Annotated in this window: 15 protein-coding genes; 3 read left to right on the forward strand and 12 right to left on the reverse strand. The window is 67.1% G+C overall.

Annotation, left to right across the window (positions count from 1 at the left end):
- Window positions 1–28: 28 nt before the first annotated feature.
- Window positions 29–1,237, reverse strand: coding sequence for an amidohydrolase family protein (locus M6B22_RS09725; RefSeq protein ID WP_269445561.1), 1,209 nt, complete (start codon window positions 1,235–1,237; stop codon window positions 29–31).
- A gap of 227 nt (window positions 1,238–1,464) precedes the next feature.
- On the opposite strand from M6B22_RS09725, the gene M6B22_RS09730 reads away from it, so the two are divergent.
- Window positions 1,465–3,060 (forward strand): PucR family transcriptional regulator, encoded by a 1,596-nt coding sequence (locus M6B22_RS09730; protein ID WP_269445562.1) that lies wholly within the window; start codon window positions 1,465–1,467, stop codon window positions 3,058–3,060.
- 291 nt (window positions 3,061–3,351) lie between these two features.
- Here M6B22_RS09730 and M6B22_RS09735 read toward each other — a convergent pair whose 3' ends face one another.
- The 6 genes from M6B22_RS09735 to M6B22_RS09760 form a co-directional block, all read right to left on the reverse strand.
- Window positions 3,352–3,474, reverse strand: coding sequence for a hypothetical protein (locus M6B22_RS09735; protein WP_269445563.1), 123 nt, complete (start codon window positions 3,472–3,474; stop codon window positions 3,352–3,354).
- 91 nt (window positions 3,475–3,565) lie between these two features.
- Entirely contained in the window at window positions 3,566–4,399 is an 834-nt protein-coding gene (locus M6B22_RS09740; protein WP_269445564.1) for an alpha/beta hydrolase family protein, read from the reverse strand.
- A 103-nt stretch (window positions 4,400–4,502) separates the two neighbouring features.
- Entirely contained in the window at window positions 4,503–5,591 is a 1,089-nt protein-coding gene (locus tag M6B22_RS09745; protein ID WP_269445565.1) for a sugar ABC transporter substrate-binding protein, read from the reverse strand.
- Window positions 5,588–6,538 carry an ABC transporter permease gene (locus M6B22_RS09750; protein ID WP_269445566.1) on the reverse strand — a complete coding sequence of 317 codons (951 nt, stop codon included), beginning with the start codon at window positions 6,536–6,538 and terminating at the stop codon, window positions 5,588–5,590. The genes M6B22_RS09745 and M6B22_RS09750 overlap by 4 nt, the downstream gene beginning before the upstream one ends.
- 35 nt (window positions 6,539–6,573) lie before the next feature.
- The gene (locus M6B22_RS09755; protein WP_269445567.1) at window positions 6,574–8,253 is read right to left on the reverse strand and encodes a sugar ABC transporter ATP-binding protein; all 1,680 of its coding nucleotides are present in this window, start codon (window positions 8,251–8,253) and stop codon (window positions 6,574–6,576) included.
- 51 nt (window positions 8,254–8,304) lie between these two features.
- Entirely contained in the window at window positions 8,305–9,798 is a 1,494-nt protein-coding gene (locus tag M6B22_RS09760; RefSeq protein ID WP_269445568.1) for a carboxylesterase/lipase family protein, read from the reverse strand.
- Window positions 9,799–9,922: 124 nt separating this feature from the next.
- On the opposite strand from M6B22_RS09760, the gene M6B22_RS09765 reads away from it, so the two are divergent.
- Both M6B22_RS09765 and M6B22_RS09770 read left to right on the forward strand, forming a co-directional pair.
- Window positions 9,923–11,005: a Gfo/Idh/MocA family protein gene (locus tag M6B22_RS09765; RefSeq protein WP_269445569.1), complete on the forward strand. Its 1,083-nt coding sequence runs from the start codon at window positions 9,923–9,925 to the stop codon at window positions 11,003–11,005.
- Window positions 11,002–12,063 carry a LacI family DNA-binding transcriptional regulator gene (locus M6B22_RS09770; protein ID WP_269445570.1) on the forward strand — a complete coding sequence of 354 codons (1,062 nt, stop codon included), beginning with the start codon at window positions 11,002–11,004 and terminating at the stop codon, window positions 12,061–12,063. The genes M6B22_RS09765 and M6B22_RS09770 overlap by 4 nt, the downstream gene beginning before the upstream one ends.
- On the opposite strand, the gene M6B22_RS09775 is transcribed toward M6B22_RS09770, so the two are convergent.
- The 5 genes from M6B22_RS09775 to M6B22_RS09795 form a co-directional block, all read right to left on the reverse strand.
- A complete protein-coding gene (locus M6B22_RS09775) occupies window positions 12,005–13,024 on the reverse strand; it encodes an alpha-ketoacid dehydrogenase subunit beta (RefSeq protein WP_269445571.1) in 1,020 nt (339 codons plus the stop codon). The two genes, M6B22_RS09770 and M6B22_RS09775, sit on opposite strands and share 59 nt — an antisense overlap.
- A complete protein-coding gene (locus M6B22_RS09780) occupies window positions 13,017–13,958 on the reverse strand; it encodes a thiamine pyrophosphate-dependent dehydrogenase E1 component subunit alpha (RefSeq protein WP_269445572.1) in 942 nt (313 codons plus the stop codon). Before M6B22_RS09780 ends, M6B22_RS09775 begins: the two co-directional genes overlap by 8 nt.
- Window positions 13,955–15,340, reverse strand: coding sequence for a class-II fumarase/aspartase family protein (locus M6B22_RS09785; RefSeq protein WP_269445573.1), 1,386 nt, complete (start codon window positions 15,338–15,340; stop codon window positions 13,955–13,957). The genes M6B22_RS09780 and M6B22_RS09785 overlap by 4 nt, the downstream gene beginning before the upstream one ends.
- Before the next feature lie 89 nt (window positions 15,341–15,429).
- On the reverse strand, window positions 15,430–16,371 hold the full coding sequence (locus M6B22_RS09790) for an alpha/beta hydrolase (protein WP_269445574.1): 942 nt from the start codon (window positions 16,369–16,371) through the stop codon (window positions 15,430–15,432).
- Between the two features lies 1 nt (window position 16,372).
- Window positions 16,373–17,914 (reverse strand): AMP-binding protein, encoded by a 1,542-nt coding sequence (locus tag M6B22_RS09795; RefSeq protein WP_269445575.1) that lies wholly within the window; start codon window positions 17,912–17,914, stop codon window positions 16,373–16,375.
- Between the last annotated feature and the right edge of the window lie 10 nt (window positions 17,915–17,924).

Raw genomic sequence — 17,924 nt, forward strand, 5'->3', positions numbered from 1 at the left:
GCGGCTCGGATGCCTTCTGCAGGCCGTCTCAGACGCCGACCAGTTGGTCGACCTGGTCGAGGCAGTAGAGGCCGGCGGCGTTGTCCCGCAGCAACTTCTTCTGTGTCGAGAGCGGAAGATGACCAATGAGCTCCTTGATGATGCTCTGACTCTCCAGGAAAGTGCCCTCGTCGTGCGGCCAGTCGTTGGACCACATGAGGCGGTCCTCGCCCAGGTATTCCAAGGTGTCGATGGCCACCTTGTCCTCGAGGAAGGTGCCCCAGCCCTGCCGGCGGAAGTAGTCACTGGGCTTGAGTTCGAGATCGATCATCGCAAACCGTCTGCGCTGCTGCATGAGGTCCAGGGCCTGCAGCGCCCAGGGGATCCAGCCGGCCTCGGACTCCACCAGAGCGAAACGAAGGCGTGGGTGCCGGTCAAGAATGCCCGACCCGATCAGGTGCATCATCGGCGACATGTTCGAGGCCATGCACATGACGGTCGTGCTGAGCCGCTCGTCGACGCGCTCGGTGCGAAAGCGGGCCCGGCCGACCTCCACGAGATCCGGTGGGATGACCCACAGGTTCCCGAAGTCGACACCCTGTGCGGTGTTCCCGGTGAACACGTGGAAGTTCACGACAAGGTCGAGTTCCTCGAGGGTGCGCCACAGCGGTGCCCAGTCGGCGTGCCAGTAGGGCAGCCACGGCACGACGGGCGGAAGCATTACGCAGACGAAGCCGAGCTCCTTCGCGCGCACGGCCTCCGCGACCGCATCCGCCGGTTCCAGGGTCGACAGCAGCGCGGACGGCGCGTAGCGGTCTCGATGCGCCGAAGTGGTCAGGAACGTCTCGGCACAGAAATTGTTGTAGAGACGGCCCATTTCGCGCTGGTACTCGGCGTTCGGGTGCGCACTCAGTCCAAGGAACGAGTGGGGGAACACCACCTCGCCCCAGACCCCGTCGCGCTCAAGCTGCGCACTGCGCTTGACCAGGTCGCGTCCGCCGTCGGGATCGTTACGGAATTCCCGCTCGAACTCCCGCTCGTCGCCAGCGCCAGCCATCTGGCCGTCCGCGAACGACTTCGTGATCGGAGCCAGCCCGGGGATGTCGAGATACTCCACACCATCCCGCACAACCGTTCCGGGCGCCCACTTGCGCAGGTGCTCGGGCAGCTTGGCTACGAGTTCGTCGGCGGGCGGGTCTACGTGACAGTCGGTTGAAATGATCCGAAAGTCGTATCCAGTGATCGGGTTGAAAGCCATCGGTTGGTGTTCCTTCCTGCCAGGCGGTTGAGGTCCGAGACCGGCAGCGGCTGAGCGCCGCAACGTCTGGAAGACGACGCTACGAATTCGCCACGTCCAGGAGTAGGGCGTGAATGTCCAAGTCGGCCCGGCCCGACCTGCCACTTTGTCCAACGATGCGGTCGGGCGCCGGTTCGCAAGGCATGGGCACAATGGCCGTCGTCGGCCGTTGTCCCGGGAAGGGGAACATGTCCAAGCCGGAGGAAGAACTCAACAACACGCGCCGTACCGGAGTGAGTGCCGCGCTGCCGATCCGCACCCTTGTGCGGGAAACGAATCTCGGGCTGCAAGTCGTGGGCGACGCCGCAATCGGCGGTCGCTCGATCAGCTGGGTGTACGTCAGCGAACTCCCCAATCCCGGGCCGTGGCTCGACGGTGGCGAGCTCGTCCTGACCATGGGCCAATGGCTGAGGAACGGAACCAGCACGGCCGAGGACTACGTTCGCCGGCTGGTCGAATGTGGCGCCGGGGCGTTGGCCGTCCTAGCCGCCGCCGATCAAGGAGAGTTGCCCACCTTCCCCGAGGTGCCCGCCGAGATCGTCGAAGCCGCCAACAGGCACGACCTGCCGTTGCTGCGCGTCCCCGGTGAAGTCACGTTCCTCGCCGTCACGAAGACGATCGCCTACGCACTCGCGTCGCAGAGCGCGGCGATGCTCTCCGAAGCCGTCGAAGCGCAAGAATTGCTCGCGCGCGACGCCGTCGGTCCCGGCGGCCTGCGTTCCTTGCTGTCCCGCCTTGGTGAGCTGCTGGACAGCTGGGTCCTGGTCAGCGGGCCGACAGGCGAGGTGATCCATCGCAGTGAGACCCTGGCGGCGTCCCACGCACACACTGTGCTGGACGATCTGGGTTCTCGTGCGGGGACGAGAACCCAGGTAGTGCCTCTGCTCGCCGCCGGCGAATCCGTAGTGGCCTACCGTCTGCAGGCTGCGGATAGATACAAGGGACACCTGATACTGGGTCGTCGCGCTGCCCTGACCACGCCCGAACGGCGAATGGCCATCGTGGCCGCAAGCCTGCTGGCCCTCCTACTCGATCGCGACGAGCGCGTCCACGAAATCAGCACCCGGCTCCAGGACAGTTATGCCCGAGCCCTGCTGACCAGTGACCACGATACGGCCAACCGACTCTCGAGCGTTCTCGGCGTTCAAGTCCCATCGGGGCTCGTACATGTCGTGAGTGTCAGCAGCCGCCTCCCGGGCGAGGCCACTCGCACCGCCGCGTTCCACGCCGCGCGCGATCAGCTTTACAGCACGCTCGTCGCCGCTGAGAGCAGCACCGGCGTCCTCGTGCTCGACGGCGATAGCGGTAACGCGGCCGACCTACTGCGACCCGTACTCGATCACGTACCCGACCTCATCGTCGCAATCTCGGAGCCAGCGCCCATTACTGCCATCGAAGCGGCCTATAGGAAGGCAAGCGCGGCATTGCGCGAAGCGCAAAGTCATGACCAGCGGCTCGTGGACCTATCGGCCGCGGGAAAGCGCCGCCTGATCGATTTCATCCCGCCTGCCGACGCGACCGCCTTCGCCGAAGACCTGCTTCGCCCGCTGCGCGAATACGATCAGACGCAGGGTGGTTCGCTGATCCGGTCGCTGGCAACCTGGCTGGAGAACTTCGGGCAGTGGGAACCAGCGTCTAGTGCACTAGGGGTGCACCGGCACACCCTGCGACATCGAATAGGCCGAATCGAGGACATCCTCGGGCTCTCCCTCAACGCCGTCGAAAGCCGAATGGAACTATGGGCCGCACTCCAGATCACTGGTTACGAATCAAGCCCGACCTAACGGGATAGACGGGCCTCGCGAATCGGTTCGCATGTGTTACTGGATCCTTCCCGAACATGATGCCCTGACGGACCGGCCCTACTTGTCAGGTCATCGGAGTCGAATCGCAAGAACACGCACACGCCACGAGCCATCCGAGCGGTCGTCGTCCTTCGAGCTGCCCGCCAATGACGCCGCCGCACCACTGGGCCACCTCGACCTTCGCCCGATGGACGCCCTCGGTTTCAGCAACGGCGGCGCAGCTATTCTCTCGCTTTCAAGCAAGCCTGGAGTGATAGTCGGCCGCCTGCGTCACGCGCGCGCCTCGATCGTGCGTTCGGTACGCGTCTTGCCCGTCTCGACCAGGTTCTTCTGCGATCGTCCCGCCATGGCCCGCCGGTTGGCAGCCGCCAGGATCGCGCCGCGCTCGAGCATCGGCGTACCGCGCCCGCGACCCACCCGACCGCTGCCGCCGTCACTGTCATCACCCAGCCGGCCACAATCTGGCTCGGTAAGACGACCCAGATTAGCGTTCGAGTTGATCGAGCAGGAAGCCCAGAGACGACCACACGTCAAAGGACTCGTGAGCGTAGCGGCCCGGCTCTTGGCCTTCAGTGGGGTGGTTGGTGACGATTCGCTCCGAAACTGGTGCGCCGCGTTCGCGAAGCAGTTTAGCCAACCGCCCAGCGTGCTTGGTCTTGCCGTTCGGGATCAGGTTGTCGATCGGCGACCAGACGACCTGTACGGGAACCACGCTCAGTTCGTCCAGGTATCCGACTGCCGAACGCTCCAGGTACAGCTCCGGAACGTCGGCCGGGGTCCCGCCGACTTCTTCAGCGACCTGGGCCGGCACACCGATGTCGGCCAGCAGCGAAATGGGCAGGTTGACAATGTCGTCGTACCACGCCGCAAGGTCGACGATCGGGTTCACCGCGCAAACCCCGCTGATGGCATCGCTGTGGCGCCCGGCCGCCAAGAGTGTCTCCTGGCCGCCGAGGGAAACGCCGAGGGTGACGATCGGCAGCCCGCCAAGATCTTCGGCCGTGGCGACTGCGGCCTCGACGGCCGCATCAATGTGCTCGGGATAGCCGAGGGTCCCCGCGAGCGGTTCCACCTTGCCAAGGCCACGAGGCGCGACGGCGGCGAAGCCCAGGCGGGCAGCGGGCGTGGCCAGACCCGGGAAGGGTCGCTCGAGGCGGAGTCCGGGCATCTCACCGTCGAGAACAGCCTCCGGATCGAAGCCGTAGGGGTGAAATGCCAGCACCACGGCCCGCGGCGACTCGGGCACCGTGATCTGGTACTCGCGGGTGCGCCCGTCCGCGCCGACCCGCTGCACCGCTTTCCGGGTCAACGTCTCCATCTGCGCCTCCATCTGCTGGGCCGGCGTGGGCTAGGCCGAGCGACCGCGGCCGCTCGGCCCGACCCGTCCAGGCTTGTTCAACGATGCGGTGCGACAGGTCAGACTAGAACTGACCCTTGTCGGCGTACTCGGCGATATTGGACGAGTCGACCAGTACCTGCGGCAGCTGGATGCACTGCCCCATAGCGGTATTGGTGCCGTTGATGTGATCGACAAGCATCTTGATGATGTCTTGACCGGCGACCTCGAGCGAGCTCCACACCGTGGCCGTCATCTCGCCGGCCTTGATCGAGGCCATGGCCGCCTTTGAACCGCCGATGCCGATTACCTTGATCTTGTCCAGACGGTGGGCGGCCTTGATGGCCTGAACGGCCGCGACGGCCATGGTGTCATCAGCGGCGTAGACGAGGTCGAGATCCGGGTGAGCCTGCAGGATGTTCTCCATGGCTGCACGGGCTTTGTCCGCTGCGAAATCGCCGGGCTGGTCGGCAACGACCTTGATGTTGGATTGCGCGGCGATGGTCTGCTTGTAGACGTCGTCCCGGATCTTGGTCGAGGCCAGGCCTGCCAGACCGGAGAGGATGGCCACGTTGCCGCCGTTGGGTAACAGCTTCATCGTCTCCTCGCCCTCCTTCTTCGCCCAGCCGTTCTCGTCGTAGCCCACGCTGCCGACGGTGCCCGGGTACGCGCAGTCCGTGCCCTTGCCAATCTGCCCGAATTCGGCCACCGGGATGCCTGCTGCAAGTGCCGCCTTCACGGGCGCCTCGATCGACACGCTGTCGAGGGGGTTCACGATGATTGCGTCGACCCCACGCGACGTGAAGTCATGCAGGTCATTCACCTGCTTGTCGGCCTTGGCGCCACCGTCGGCGATGGTCAACGTGACATTCTGGGTTGCGGCAGCAGCCTTGAGGCCGTTGTCGAAGGACACGACTGCCGGGAATGCGGTTCCGATCACCGAAGCGCCGAAGTTGTAGTGCTTTGCGGGCGCCGCGGCGCCGGATCCCGAAGGAGTGCTGACACCGCTGTCTGAGCTCGAGTCTGCCGGGGTGGAGTTCTTGGAACTGCTGCAGGCCGTCAACGCCAGAACTGCGGCGGCGACGAGTACGACCGACTTCCTTCCGTGCATAGCCGACTGCCCTTCTGTTGTGACATGGAGTGGTGCGATGGTGGTGCGGTGATGAACTTTCATCGCCGCACGCGCCGCGTGTAGATCGCGACGCTGAGGATGACGACGAGGCCTTTGACGACGTACTGGTAGTACGGATCGATGTTGAGCAGGTTGAAGCCGTTTCCCAGCACGGTGAGCAAGAAGACGCCGACGAGGCTGCGCCAGATCGACCCGCTTCCGCCCATCAGGCTGGTCCCGCCGATGATCACGGCGGCGATGACGTCGAGTTCGGAGCCCGATCCGGCGGTGGGATCGATTGATCCGAGGCGGCCGGCGTAGAGCATGCCGCCGATGGCCGCGAGAGCACCCATCAACACAAAGGCGAGCACCTTGTAGCGGTCGACGTTGATGCCGGCGAGGTCGGCCGCGTCGGGGTTGCCGCCCGAGGCCTGCATGTACCGTCCCGCCGTGGTGCGGGTCAGTACGAACGTCATGACAAGCGCGATGATCAGCATCACCCAGGTGCCATTGGGCAGCCACTCGCGGTCGTTGGCGAAGGTCCCCAGCCCGTGCGTATGGCTCTCGCCGGCGACGGTCTGACCCTTGGAGTAGATCAGAACGATTCCTTGGATCAGCGACATGCTGCCAAGCGTCACGATCAGGGAGTTGATGCCCGCCTTCACGACGATGAGCCCGTTCACCGCACCGGCTACGATTCCCACCGCGAGGGCGACGAGAGCGGCCAGCGGGAATCCCATGCTCGGCGCCAGACCGAGAGTCAGCGCGCCGGTGAGGCTGAGCGTGCTGCCGATCGAAAGATCGAACGAGCCAGTGATCATCAGCGTCGTCATGCCGACCGCCAGCAGCCCCTCAACGGCGGACTGGTCCAGCATGTTCAGCATGTTCGCCGTTGTCAGGAAGTGTGGCGACCGTGCCGTCACGTACGACATCACCAGAACGAGTGCGACCAACACGCCGTAGCGCTGCGCGTAGCGCTCCAGTGCCCGTCCGGACAGGCGTCTGCGCATCGAACTCGCGCTCGCGGCGGCACTGGCTGTGAGGGTCATCGGTCCTCCATGGAGCTGACACGGCCGGTGGCCGCCTCGAAGAGCAGGTCATCGACGGTCGGGCTGCCGAGCGCGAGGTCGTGCTCGTTGATGACGGCACCCTTGTGCAGCGTGAGGATGCGGCTGCAGACGGCGAGCAGGTCGCCGAACTCGGCGGCCACCACGATGAACGCCTTGCCTTGCCCGGCGAGGCCCCGGATGATTGCGAGGATCTCGGCCTTGGTGTGCACGTCGATGCCGTGCGTCGGCTCATCGAGCAGAGCGACGGGCGCCTCCGCCGCGAGCACGCGAGCGAAGGCAACCTTCTGCTGGTTGCCCCCGCTGAGCGTCGAGACCTTGGCGTCGGGGCTAGCGGCCTTCACCGAGAGGCGATCAAGGAACTCCACGGCGCGTCGACGTTCGGCGCGCGGACGGAGAAACCCACCGGCACTCGTTCGGCGCAGGCTCGCGAGACTGACATTTCGCCACAGCGACCAGTCCATCAACAGGCCGGAGCGCCGATCCTCGGGCAGGAGCAGAAGGCCATTTCGGACGGCGTGACGCGGCGTGTGAATGGCTACACCGTTGAGGTGAACGTCGCCACCGGTGCGGCCCCGAGCCAGAGCGACGGCCCGTAGGAGTTCGGTGCGACCGCTACCCACCAGGCCGGCCAGACCCACTACCTCACCCCGGTGCAACTGCAGGTCGACGGGGGGAGCGCCCAGTGCCCGCAGCCCGGTGATCTTGAGGACGACAGGTTGCCCGGTCCCCCGGTCGATCGTCGGCTCGGCGTCCGCAGCCGGGGGTAGCTCAACGTCGCCACTCTCCAAGATGCGGTCGCGTGCCATCATGCGAGCCAGGACACGCGCGCCGACTGGACGCTCTGCGATCTCGCCGGCCACCCGCCCGTTGCGCAGGACCACGGCACGATCGCAGTGCTGCTCGAGCTCGTCCAGAAAGTGCGAGACGAGGATGAAACTGGCCCCACGCTCCACGCGCAAGCGCTGCAACAGGTCAAACATGCGGCTGCGGTCCTCCGGGCTAAGCGCAGCAGTGGGCTCGTCCAGGATGATGATCCGGGCATCGATCGCGACCACGCGCAGGATCTGCACCAACTGCCGTTCCGCCACTGAGAGGGTGGCCGCGGTTCGGGTCCCGACGAGCTCGATGCCGGTCTGACGACACAGCTCGGCGTACTCCCGGCGGATGGCGCGTCGATTGATTCGGTGCGACCACCGTGAGCGCGGCTCGCGACCGAGGAAGACGTTATCGACGACGGTGAGATGCGGGACGAGCGCTGCCTCCTGGTAGACAACGCCGATGCCGCGAGCCCGGGCGTCGGACGGGCGGGCGAATTGAACCAGTTCGCCTTCGACGCAAATCTCACCGGCGTCCGGCCGACGCGCACCGGCCATGATCCCGATGATCGTCGACTTACCGGCACCGTTCTCACCGGCCAGCGCGAGTATCTCGCCGCGCCGCAGTTCGAAGGTAACGGCGTCGACCGCGACAACCCCGCCGTAGCGTTTGGTGACCTCCCGGACGGCGAGTACCGCATCCGACCAGGCACGGGTCGGCATACCCGACTGCGCAGCCGACGTGCTGCTGTGCGCTGGAGCGACTTCCACCGACACCGTCGTCCTGTCTCGTAATACTGTCTGGTCAAACGTTTGAGTCAAACGTTTGACCAGCACCATAGAACTATCCCCCGCATGTTGCAAGACTCCGAGTCGCTCGCGTCCGGGCCGTTATCTTTTCGCGTCTAGCGAGCCGTGAGCCCAGGTCTGTCGACGTCGTGCGCGGGGATCGATGCTGACCCCCCTCACTGCGCCGAACGTACCGACTTCACGCGTCTGCGCATAGGGACTCCAGCCCGGGTCGCCGTCCCGGATGAAAGCGACAAACGCGCCGTGCAGGTCGTCGGCCAGCGACTGCGGAGCATGCGCACCGCGGAGCGGCCGGGCCCAGTCCACAGAGAGATTGTCGAACGCGAAGGCCACCTCGAGCGCGTGCGTTGCGCCGAGTCGCCCGTCGTAGAGCGGCGATGGCCAGGTGAACTCGTAAATAAACGTTCGGCCGGGCCCGGCGGAGCGCGCCTCGGCCGCTCGGATCGCCGGCAGCCAGAACGCCGAGTCCGTCATGACGTCGCAATAGAGCAGCGCCGCCGACTTGCCAATGCCCTCGGCCGCATAAGCCTCGATCGCGGTGGGCGGATCAGCGCCGAGCGCCGCGAGCAGCCCGGCCAGCGCGTCGTCATCGAGCGCGTCGGCCAGACCGGTAGGCACCGCCCAAAGTGTGAACTCGTCGGTGTTGGTGCCGGTGAGCAAATCCAAGTCGGCACCGACGCCTGCTTGCAAGCCTTCGATCGGAAGCGCAGGCAGCGTACTGCCGTCGATCACCGGCTGGAAGACCATCGCCTTCTGCCGCACCTCGTCCCAGCGAGGGTCGGGGTCGGTCGGAAGTCGGGCGATCAGGGCGTCGACGGCGGCCATCAGCGCGGCCATAGGCACAGCCGCAAGCGCATCGGCCTCCGGCGCGACCTGGAGATCCCTGCACAGCGCTGCGGTCACGTGCTCGGCCGTGTGCACGGTGAGCGCATGGTTGCCCGCCCCGCTCTCGGCGATCACGCGCACGAAGAGCCCTTGCGCCCGAGGCATGGAGAGCAGCGTGGTCACCGCCATCGCGCCGGCCGACTGACCGGCCAGCGTCACCCGAGTCGGGTCACCGCCCAGGGCTGCGATGTTCTCGCGCACCCATTCCAGTGCTGCAATCACGTCGAGAAGACCGCGGTTGGGGGGGCGGTTCGGCAGCTGGGCGAACCCGTCGACGCCGAGCCGGTAGTTGAGCGTCACGCACACCACTCCGTCACGGGCGAAGGCCGTGCCGTCATAGATCGGAACCGCTCCGCTGCCCGTTAGGTAACCGCCGCCGTGTACCCACACGAGCACCGGGAGATCGGTTGCGTCGTCCGGCGTCCATACGTTGACGGTGAGGCAGTCCTCCCCCGCAATGTCAGGATCGGGTAGCAGTTCCTCGAAGACGTCGGGCTGTGGCGGCTTGAGCGCGGTGGGGCCGTAGGTGGTGCAGTCACGGATGTCCGACCAGCGCGCCGGCGGCTGGGGCGCGCGGAACCGATGGGCTCCGTACGGCGGTGCCGCGTATGGGATCGCGAAGAAACTGCGCACGCCCGCTGCGCGCCTACCCCGGATTCGGCCCTGGGGGATGACAGCCTCGACGTCCATCTGGCGTCCTTTCGCCGTCTGGATCACAATTGATCAAACGATTGACCTTTTTAGCATATCCATGTTGTATGGGGAAGCCGCGGATGACGAGGCCGGACGCCCATTCACGAAATGCGGGGGCACCATGCTCGATGTTTTCATACCGATCGCGCGAGCCTGCGACCTGAGAATTCCCCCCTATCACCTGCGCGGCGTCGGGATCGTTGGGGCCGGATCGATTGTGGGCGTAGCCCATCTGCCTGCCTACCGGCGCGCGGGCGTACCGGTGCGCGGCGTCGTCGATCTCGATCCCGCGAAGGCACAGTCGCTCGCCGATCGGTTCGGCGTTGCTCGGGTGCGCGATCTGGGCGAACTGCTTGCCGACCCGCTCGTCGAAGTCATCGACATTGCCGTGCAGCCGAGCGCACAGCCCGCCATCGCGCGGCGCGCCCTGAAGGCAGGTAAACACGTCCTTGCGCAAAAGCCCCTGGCGGAGGATAGCGAGCAGGCCGCCGAACTGGTCGACGTCGCGTCGTCGCACGGGCGTGCGCTGGTGGTGAATCACCAGATGCGTTACGGCGAAGGCATGGCCGCGAGCCGGGCGATGGCCGAGGCGGGTTGGATCGGTGAACTTACCGCCGTGCTGTTCGACGTGAACATCAGCACTGACTGGAGTGCCTGGCCGTGGCTGCTGGGCTCGGCCCGCCTGGACCTGATGTATCACTCGATCCACTACTTCGATTCGATCCGTGCGCTGCTCGGGACCCCCGAGCGGGTGTTCTGCGCGGCGGGGCGGCGGCCGGGCCAGCTCGCTGATGGCGAGACGCGCACCATGACGACCTTCATGTACGCGGACGGCCGGCGGGCGCACGTCAACGTCAATCACGAGAACATCGTCGGTGACTACGAAGCCCGCTTCCGGATTGACGGATCGGCCGGCGGAGTACGGGGCACGGTGGGCCTGTTGTACGACTATCCGCACGGTCGGCCCGATACTGTCGAGGTGAACAGTTCGGTGCTGCCGACCGACGGCTGGCTGCCGTACCCCGTCACCACACGCTGGATCCCTGACGCGTTCGCAGGCCCCATGCGGGCGCTGCTGGCCGAAGTCGCCGAGGGCACAAGTGCACCGACGACGGGCCTCGACGCGCTGCAGACGCTAAGGGTCGTCGAAGCCTGCTACGCCTCGGTGGCAAGCGGCCAAGTCGAACCGGTCGAAGCCGCGTGAGCCCCGCCCGTCCGCGCGCACGCCAGGGCGAGGACGCCACCCGGCGCGCCACCATCGCCGACGTCGCCCAGCTGGCGCGCGTTGACCCCTCGGTTGTGTCTCGCGTCATCAACAGCGACGACCGGCTCGTGATCAAGGCGGAAACCCGGACCCGCGTCTTGGACGCCATCCGGGAGCTGCGCTATCACCCCAACGCTGCCGCTCGTAGCCTGCGCACGTCGCAGTCGGGCACCTTCGGGCTGCTTATTCCCGACTTCACCAATCCGATCTACGCCGAGATCATCACCGGCGCCGAGCGCGCGGCCACCGAGCGCGACGCGCTGCTGCTGGTCGGTAGCGCGATCGAGACCCGGCCCGAGCGCTACGTCGAGATGCTCGCCTCGGGCCGGGTCGACGGACTGCTACTGGCGACCGACATGATGCAACCGGAGACGATCGAGGCGATGGCACGCACCGGCCGCCCGTTGGTCTCGGTCAACCAGCGCATCAAGGGTGTCAAGCGCACCATCCTTGCCGACGACGAGGGCGCCAGCCGGATCGCGGTGCGTCACCTGTTCGATCTGGGGCACCGTCGCATCGCGCATCTGCGCGGCCCCGAAAGCAGCGACACCGCGCGTCGCCGCCTGGCCGGTTACCGCAAGGCGCTGGTGTCCTGCGGAATCCCCGAGAGCGAGGCGGTCGTGCTGCCTGGCGGCTACACCACGGATTCCGGCGTCTCCGGAGTGGCCGAACTCCTCACCCTTGCTCGCCGACCCACCGCACTCGTCATCGCCAACATCGCGGCGGCGGTGGGTGCGATGTCGGCCCTTCGCGAAGCCGGAGTTCGGGTGCCTGAGGACATCTCATTGATCGCTATTCACGACATCGCCCTCGCCGCGCACCTCGCGCCGGCGCTGAGCACGGTGAGCATGCCGCTAACGGAGATGGGCGCCGCCGGAGTCGCGGCGTTGAGCGGTGATGAAAGCGAGGGAACTACGGTCGTGAAGAAGCCCACCGAACTCATCGAGCGTCGTAGTACTGCCCCGCTGCGTTCCAGGGCACACTCTCGCTCCCGATGATCGTCCGCGCCGCCGCGGCCACGCTCGACGCCGACGGCAGGACTGCCGACGAGAGGCCCGGGGCAGCCGGGACGCGCAGGTCGGGCAGCCCGACCCGGCAGGCCGGGCTACGGAGCGATATTCCGGACTCGGCCACGCGCGCAAGAACTTCGGCGCCGAAACCGCCGGTGACGTTGGCTTCATGGACCACCATCAGGCGGCCGGTGCGGGCGACGCTGTCGAGCACCGCGGGGGTGTCGAACGGGTTCAGCCATACGGCCTCGATCACGTCCAGGCCGATCTGCTCGGCGTCGAGCTCCGCGGCGGCCGCCACCACGTTGTGCGTCTGTGCGCCCCACGTGAGGACCGTGATGTCCTCGCCACGGTGCCTGTGCCGGCTCCCGCCCACCGCCGCGATCGGCCCGTCGAGCTCGACGTTCTCGCGCGGTCCGTTGTAGAGAGCACGCGCCTCGATCACGACCGTCGGGTCGTCACACGCGATGGCCGAAAGCAGGACGTCGTAGGCGTCCTGCGGCGTTGACGGCAGGGCGACGCGAATCCCCGGGACGTGGGCGAACAGCGCTTCGAGGGACTGCGAGTGCTGGGCGCACGAGCCAGGGACGGCACCCTGCTGGGTCCGGATCGTGAGCGGCGCCGTCAGCGCGCCCTGGGAGACGTATCGGACGTTGGCGGCCTGGTTGATCACTTGGTCCAGGCCGACCAGGGTGAAGTCGACCCACATGATCTCGACGATCGGCCGCCGACCCATCATGGCGGCACCCACGGCCGAACCGATGATCGCGCTTTCGCTGATCGGGGTGTCGAAAACCCGTTCGCCGAACTCGCGGTACAGCCGCCGCGTGACACCGAAGACGCCACCGGGCTTGGCCACGTCCTCGCCGTAGAGCAGAGTCTCGGGCCACTCGGCGAGCGCCCGGCGCAGCGCGGCGTTGACCGCCTCGGCGTAGTTGAGCTCAGGCATAGAGATGCTCCCGCACCAGCGAGACGTCGGCGGCCGGGGCATGCAGGGCGGCGGCGCGGGCCCGCTCGATCGTTGCAGCGGCCCGCTGCGACGCGGCCTCGCAATGCTGTGGCGCGACTCCGGAGGCGACGAGCTGGCTGGTCAGCCGCCCGATCGGCTCGCGCTCGCGCGCCCGGTCGACCTCTCCGGCCGGCCGATACTGCTCGACGTCACCGATGTAGTGCCCGGCCAGCCGTTCGGTCATCGCCTCGATCAGGCTGGGCCCACCCCCTGAGCGCGCCCGCTGCACCGCATCACGGGCGGCCGCGCGGACCGCGTCCACGTCGTTGCCGTCGACTCGCACTCCCGGCATGGCGTAGGCCGCAGCGCGGTGCCACAGCTCCGGATCGGCCACCATGGCCGCTATCGGGGTGAGTTCGGAGTAGAGGTTGTTCTCGCAGACGAACACGATCGGCAGCGCGAAGGCCGACGCGAAGTTCATCGCCTCGTGCATCGCTCCCTGGTTGAGGGCACCGTCGCCGACGCACACCACGCTCACGCGTCCTGATCCGTCGAACTTGGCGGCCAGCGCGGCACCGACGGCGATCGGCGCGCTTCCGGCAACGATCGAGTTCTCGCCGTAGAACCCGTGGCGCGCCGAGCTCAGGTACGCCGATCCGCCACGGCCGCCGTTGGTCCCGGTGGCCCGACCGAGCAGTTCGGCGAACAGCTCCTCCGGCGGCACTCCTCGGGCCAGCGCCCACCCGTGTCCACGGTAGGTCGCGAACAACGCATCCCGTGGTTCGAGTGCAGCGCAGACGCCGACCGGGATCGCCTCCTGCCCGATGCACAGGTGCACTGAGCCGATCACTTCCCGTTCGAGCGCCAGTTCACGGACCTGTTCCTCGAAGATCCGGATGCGGCACAGCTCCTCGAGCTCGGCCAGGGACGTCACGGATGAGCTCCTTCGCTGGGGCGGGCGGTCGAGTAGTAGAGCGGCCCGCTGCGCGCCTCGCGCCACTGGACTAAGGCGGACGCGCAGATCTCGGACGTCTGGCCGAGGTACTGCTCGGGCCGGGGCAAGGTCGGCTGGACGGCAAGCCACACTTCGGGTGAGAGCGTCTGGGCCAAGGAATCGACCAGAGCGATACCACCGTCACGGGAGTCACGCACGGCCTGGTAGACAGCCTCGTGCGCGTGCTCGCGGCCAAGCTGGGTCGCGAGGGCGATCATGTATGCCTCGGCCATGATCCGACCGCCGTCGAGGTTCAGGTTGGTCAGCATCCGGTCAGGGAAGACGCGCAGCCCGTCGGCCACGCTGGCGGCCGCGCGCAGGGAGCCTGCGATCGCGACACACGCCTGCGGCACGGCTTGCCACTCGGCCTGCCACTCGCCCGCCGACCGCTCGTGGCCGGCCTCCGAGGCGCGGAACATCGAGCTGGCCGCCGCTTGAGCCATCACGCCGAAGCCAACGGCGAGTTCGCTCGCGATTGGGTTGGCCTTCTGCGGCATCGTCGAAGAGGCGCCGCGGTACACGCCGTCGGCCTCGGCTACCTCGCCGACCTCGGTGCGCGCCAAGTCGATCACCTCACGGGCGAATCGTACGCAAGTCGCCGAGATCAGTGCTCCGGTGAGGACGAGGTGCGCCGGACGGTCGCGCGAGACGTGCCACGGGACGTCGGCGATGCCCAGTCGCAGCCGATGCGACAGCTCAGCGCGCACGATTGGCGCTCGCGCGCCGAGAGCCGCAGACGTGCCACCTGCCCCGTAGAGCGAGGAGGTCGCGACCTCCTCGACGGCCGCGACCAGGCGGCGCCGATGACGGGCGAGCTCGGACAGAAAGCCCGCGCACTTGGCCCCGAAAGTGGTAGGCACCGCCTGCTGCGCATGAGTTCGCCCGGCCATCACGGTGTGCTCGTGTCGCTCGACGAGCAGCGCGAGCGCGTCGCCGAAGGAATCCAGGAGTTCCATCACGCGCAGGCCCGCGTCGCGCAGTTGTAGTGCCAGCGCCGTGTCCATGATGTCCTGCGTGGTGGCCCCGAAGTGCACGAAGCCGGCGTCCTGGTCCCCGAGCGCGTCGCAGATCATGCGAATCAACGGAAAGATGGGGTAGCCGACCATGGCGGTCTCGGCCCAGAGCCGATCCATATCGATGACCTCGACGTGGCACGCGGCGGCGATTCGCTCGGCACGGTCGTCATCGATGAACCCGGCTTTGGCAAGTCCGTGGGCGAGCGCTGCTTCGACCTCGAGCCAGTCCTGCACGGCTCGCTGTTCGGTAAAGATCGCCGCCAGGGCGTCGTCGCCACCGACGGCGCTCAGTAGATCGAAGGTCACGGTTGCTCTTCCATCAGTCAATCGTTTGAGTCAAACCTTTGACTAGGTTACGAGCCAAGTGCAGTTCCGGCAAGGTCCGGTACGCGCGGTCAGGAGAGCAGCGCGGCGAAGCTCGCTACCGTCCGATCCACCGCGGCGGTCACTGTGGCCACGGCACCGGCCATCGCGCAGAATCCGTGTGGCAGCGTTGGGAACTCATGCAATTCGACCTGGCCGCCTTCGTCCAGCAGTCGCTGGGCGTAGACCCTGGACTCGTCGAAGAGCGGATCGATCCCGGCCGCGGCGATGACCGTCGGAGGCATCTTCGACAGGTCGGCGGCCTGTGTGGCGACCATCGTGGCCGGCAGCGGGTCGGGGATCGAGCCCGCGTACAAGCGTCGATACGCGCGAACGGCAGCAGCCGGCAGCGTCAGCTCCCGCCATGTCTGCGTCATTGAGGGCACCTCCGGCTGGATCAGGAAGCCCGGGTACCAGAGGCACTGCGCCATTATGGCCGGGCCACCGAAGTCGCGGGCCAGCAGTGACAGCGCCGCCGCGTTCGTCGCGCCGGCGCTGTCGCCAGACAGCGCCAGGCGGGTCGGGTCGGCGCCGAGGCCAGCGGCAGCCCCGGCGAACCACGTCAAGGCGGCCCAGCAGTCGTCCATGCCGGCCGGATAGGGGTGGTCGGGCGCGAGGCGGTAGTCCACCGAGGCCACCAGTGCGCCGGTCCCGGCCGCTACCCGGCGGATGTGCGGGTCGGTGAACTCGAGATCACCGACCGACCAGCCGCCACCGTGCAGGTACAGCACGACTGGGCCTGCCGGCGTGAGGTTGTCCGGGCGGTAGAGCCGGATCGGGATACGGTGCCCGCCGGTTCCCGGTATCTCGATGTCCTCGGTTGCCATCGCGGGCCCGCGGACGTACGCGCGGGCCCGGATCTTGTAACCCACGCGCTGTGCAAGCACGTCGTGGCTGTTCCACCACGGCGCCACCGGAGGAAGCGACCGGATGAACGCCCGGACGTCGGGGTCGAGTTCGAAGGCCTCGCTCATCTCAGTTCACCTGCCGTTCCAGGCCCTGCCAGTAGGGCTCGCGGATCTTGAACTTCTGCAGCTTGCCGGTGGCGGTGCGTGGCAGTTCTTCGACGAACTCGATTTGCTTCGGGCACTTGTAGCCGGCGAGCAGCGACTTGCAGTGCGCGATCAGCTCGGCCTCATCCACGGGCGATCCGTCGCTGACGACGATGCCGGTGACGAGTTCACCCCAGGCCTCGTCCGGGACGCCGATCACTGCCGCTTCGCGGACAGCCGGGTGCGTGGTGAGCGCGTCCTCCACCTCGATGGAGCTGACGTTCTCCCCACCGGAGATGATCACGTCCTTCTTCCGGTCGGAGATGATGAGGTAACCCTCCTCGTCGATGCGGCCGCCGTCGCCGGTGTGGAACCAGTTACCGGCCTGCGCTTTGTGCGTCTCCTCGGGTTGGTTCCAGTAGCCGTCGAGGTTGTGGTTCGACGCGGTGATCACCTCGCCGTCGACGTCGATGGACAGGCGTACGCCGAGGGCCGGGACGCCTGCGCGACTCAGCCGCTTGGCTCGATCCGCCGAGGACAGTTCGTCCCACTCCGCTCGCATCCGGTTCATCGTCACGATCGGCGACGTCTCGGTGAGGCCGTAGAGCTGACAGAACTCCCACCCGAGTTCATCGAGCACTCGCTGGATGGTTCGGGTCGGAGGTGGGGCACCGGCGACCAATATTCGAGTCAGACCACGTCCCGGGATCTCGCCGACCCACGTCGTACCGGCATCCAGCGCAGCGTTCACGACGGTCGGTGCGGCGCACATGAGGGTAATGCGATGTTGCTTCACGCGGCGCAGGATCTCCGCGCCGTCGATCTGCCGCAGCACGATCTGCGGTACTCCGCAGGCGGCCAACACGAACGGCATGCCCCACCCATTCGCGTGGAACATCGGCAGCGTATGCAGGTAGGCATCGCGGTCGTTGACACCGAGCTGCAGGCCCATGATCGTCGTGTTCAGCCACAGGTTACGGTGCGTCAGCTGTACGCCTTTGGGGCGGGCCGTGGTGCCCGAGGTGTAGTTGATCGTCGCGGTGGCCCCCTCGTCCGGCGTCTCCCATTCCTTCGGCTCGGCGTCTTCCGCGAAGAGGTTCTCGTCGTGGCCGAGCATGAAGCAGTACCGCACGCCCTCGATCGCGCGTATCGCCTCGACGATCCGCTCGTTCGCCGGGTCCACGTACACGACTTCGGCGCCGGAGTGTTCGATGATGTAGACGACCTCGGCAGGGGCCAGACGAAAGTTGACCGGCACCAGCACGCGCCCCCAGCCGGGCCCTCCGAACAGCATGGCGAGGAAGCGTGCCGAGTTCTGCGAGACGACCGCGACGCGGCCGCCGACCGGGACGCCCAGCTGGTCGAGGCGGGCGGCGTGCGCCCGTGCCAGCCCGGCAAACTCGCGGAACGTGATCGATCCTAGCGACGGTGCCGGCTGGTCAGGCTCGTCGACCACAGCGACACGATCCGGATAGACCTGCTCGGCCCGGTCGAGGAAGTCGCGCACCGTCAACGGGTAGTACATGGGCCGTCCT

It is taken from the genome of Jatrophihabitans cynanchi (assembly GCF_027247405.1).
GTDB lineage: Bacteria > Actinomycetota > Actinomycetes > Mycobacteriales > Jatrophihabitantaceae > Jatrophihabitans_B > Jatrophihabitans_B cynanchi.

Coding starts and splice junctions, on each gene's coding strand:
- M6B22_RS09725 (WP_269445561.1), bottom strand. CDS start 1,237: ATGGCTTTCAACCCGATCACTGGATACGACTTTCGGATCATTTCAACC.
- M6B22_RS09730 (WP_269445562.1), top strand. CDS start 1,465: ATGTCCAAGCCGGAGGAAGAACTCAACAACACGCGCCGTACCGGAGTG.
- M6B22_RS09735 (WP_269445563.1), bottom strand. CDS start 3,474: ATGCTCGAGCGCGGCGCGATCCTGGCGGCTGCCAACCGGCGGGCCATG.
- M6B22_RS09740 (WP_269445564.1), bottom strand. CDS start 4,399: ATGGAGACGTTGACCCGGAAAGCGGTGCAGCGGGTCGGCGCGGACGGG.
- M6B22_RS09745 (WP_269445565.1), bottom strand. CDS start 5,591: ATGAAAGTTCATCACCGCACCACCATCGCACCACTCCATGTCACAACA.
- M6B22_RS09750 (WP_269445566.1), bottom strand. CDS start 6,538: ATGCGCAGACGCCTGTCCGGACGGGCACTGGAGCGCTACGCGCAGCGC.
- M6B22_RS09755 (WP_269445567.1), bottom strand. CDS start 8,253: ATGGTGCTGGTCAAACGTTTGACTCAAACGTTTGACCAGACAGTATTA.
- M6B22_RS09760 (WP_269445568.1), bottom strand. CDS start 9,798: ATGGACGTCGAGGCTGTCATCCCCCAGGGCCGAATCCGGGGTAGGCGC.
- M6B22_RS09765 (WP_269445569.1), top strand. CDS start 9,923: ATGCTCGATGTTTTCATACCGATCGCGCGAGCCTGCGACCTGAGAATT.
- M6B22_RS09775 (WP_269445571.1), bottom strand. CDS start 13,024: ATGCCTGAGCTCAACTACGCCGAGGCGGTCAACGCCGCGCTGCGCCGG.
- M6B22_RS09790 (WP_269445574.1), bottom strand. CDS start 16,371: ATGAGCGAGGCCTTCGAACTCGACCCCGACGTCCGGGCGTTCATCCGG.
- M6B22_RS09795 (WP_269445575.1), bottom strand. CDS start 17,914: ATGTACTACCCGTTGACGGTGCGCGACTTCCTCGACCGGGCCGAGCAG.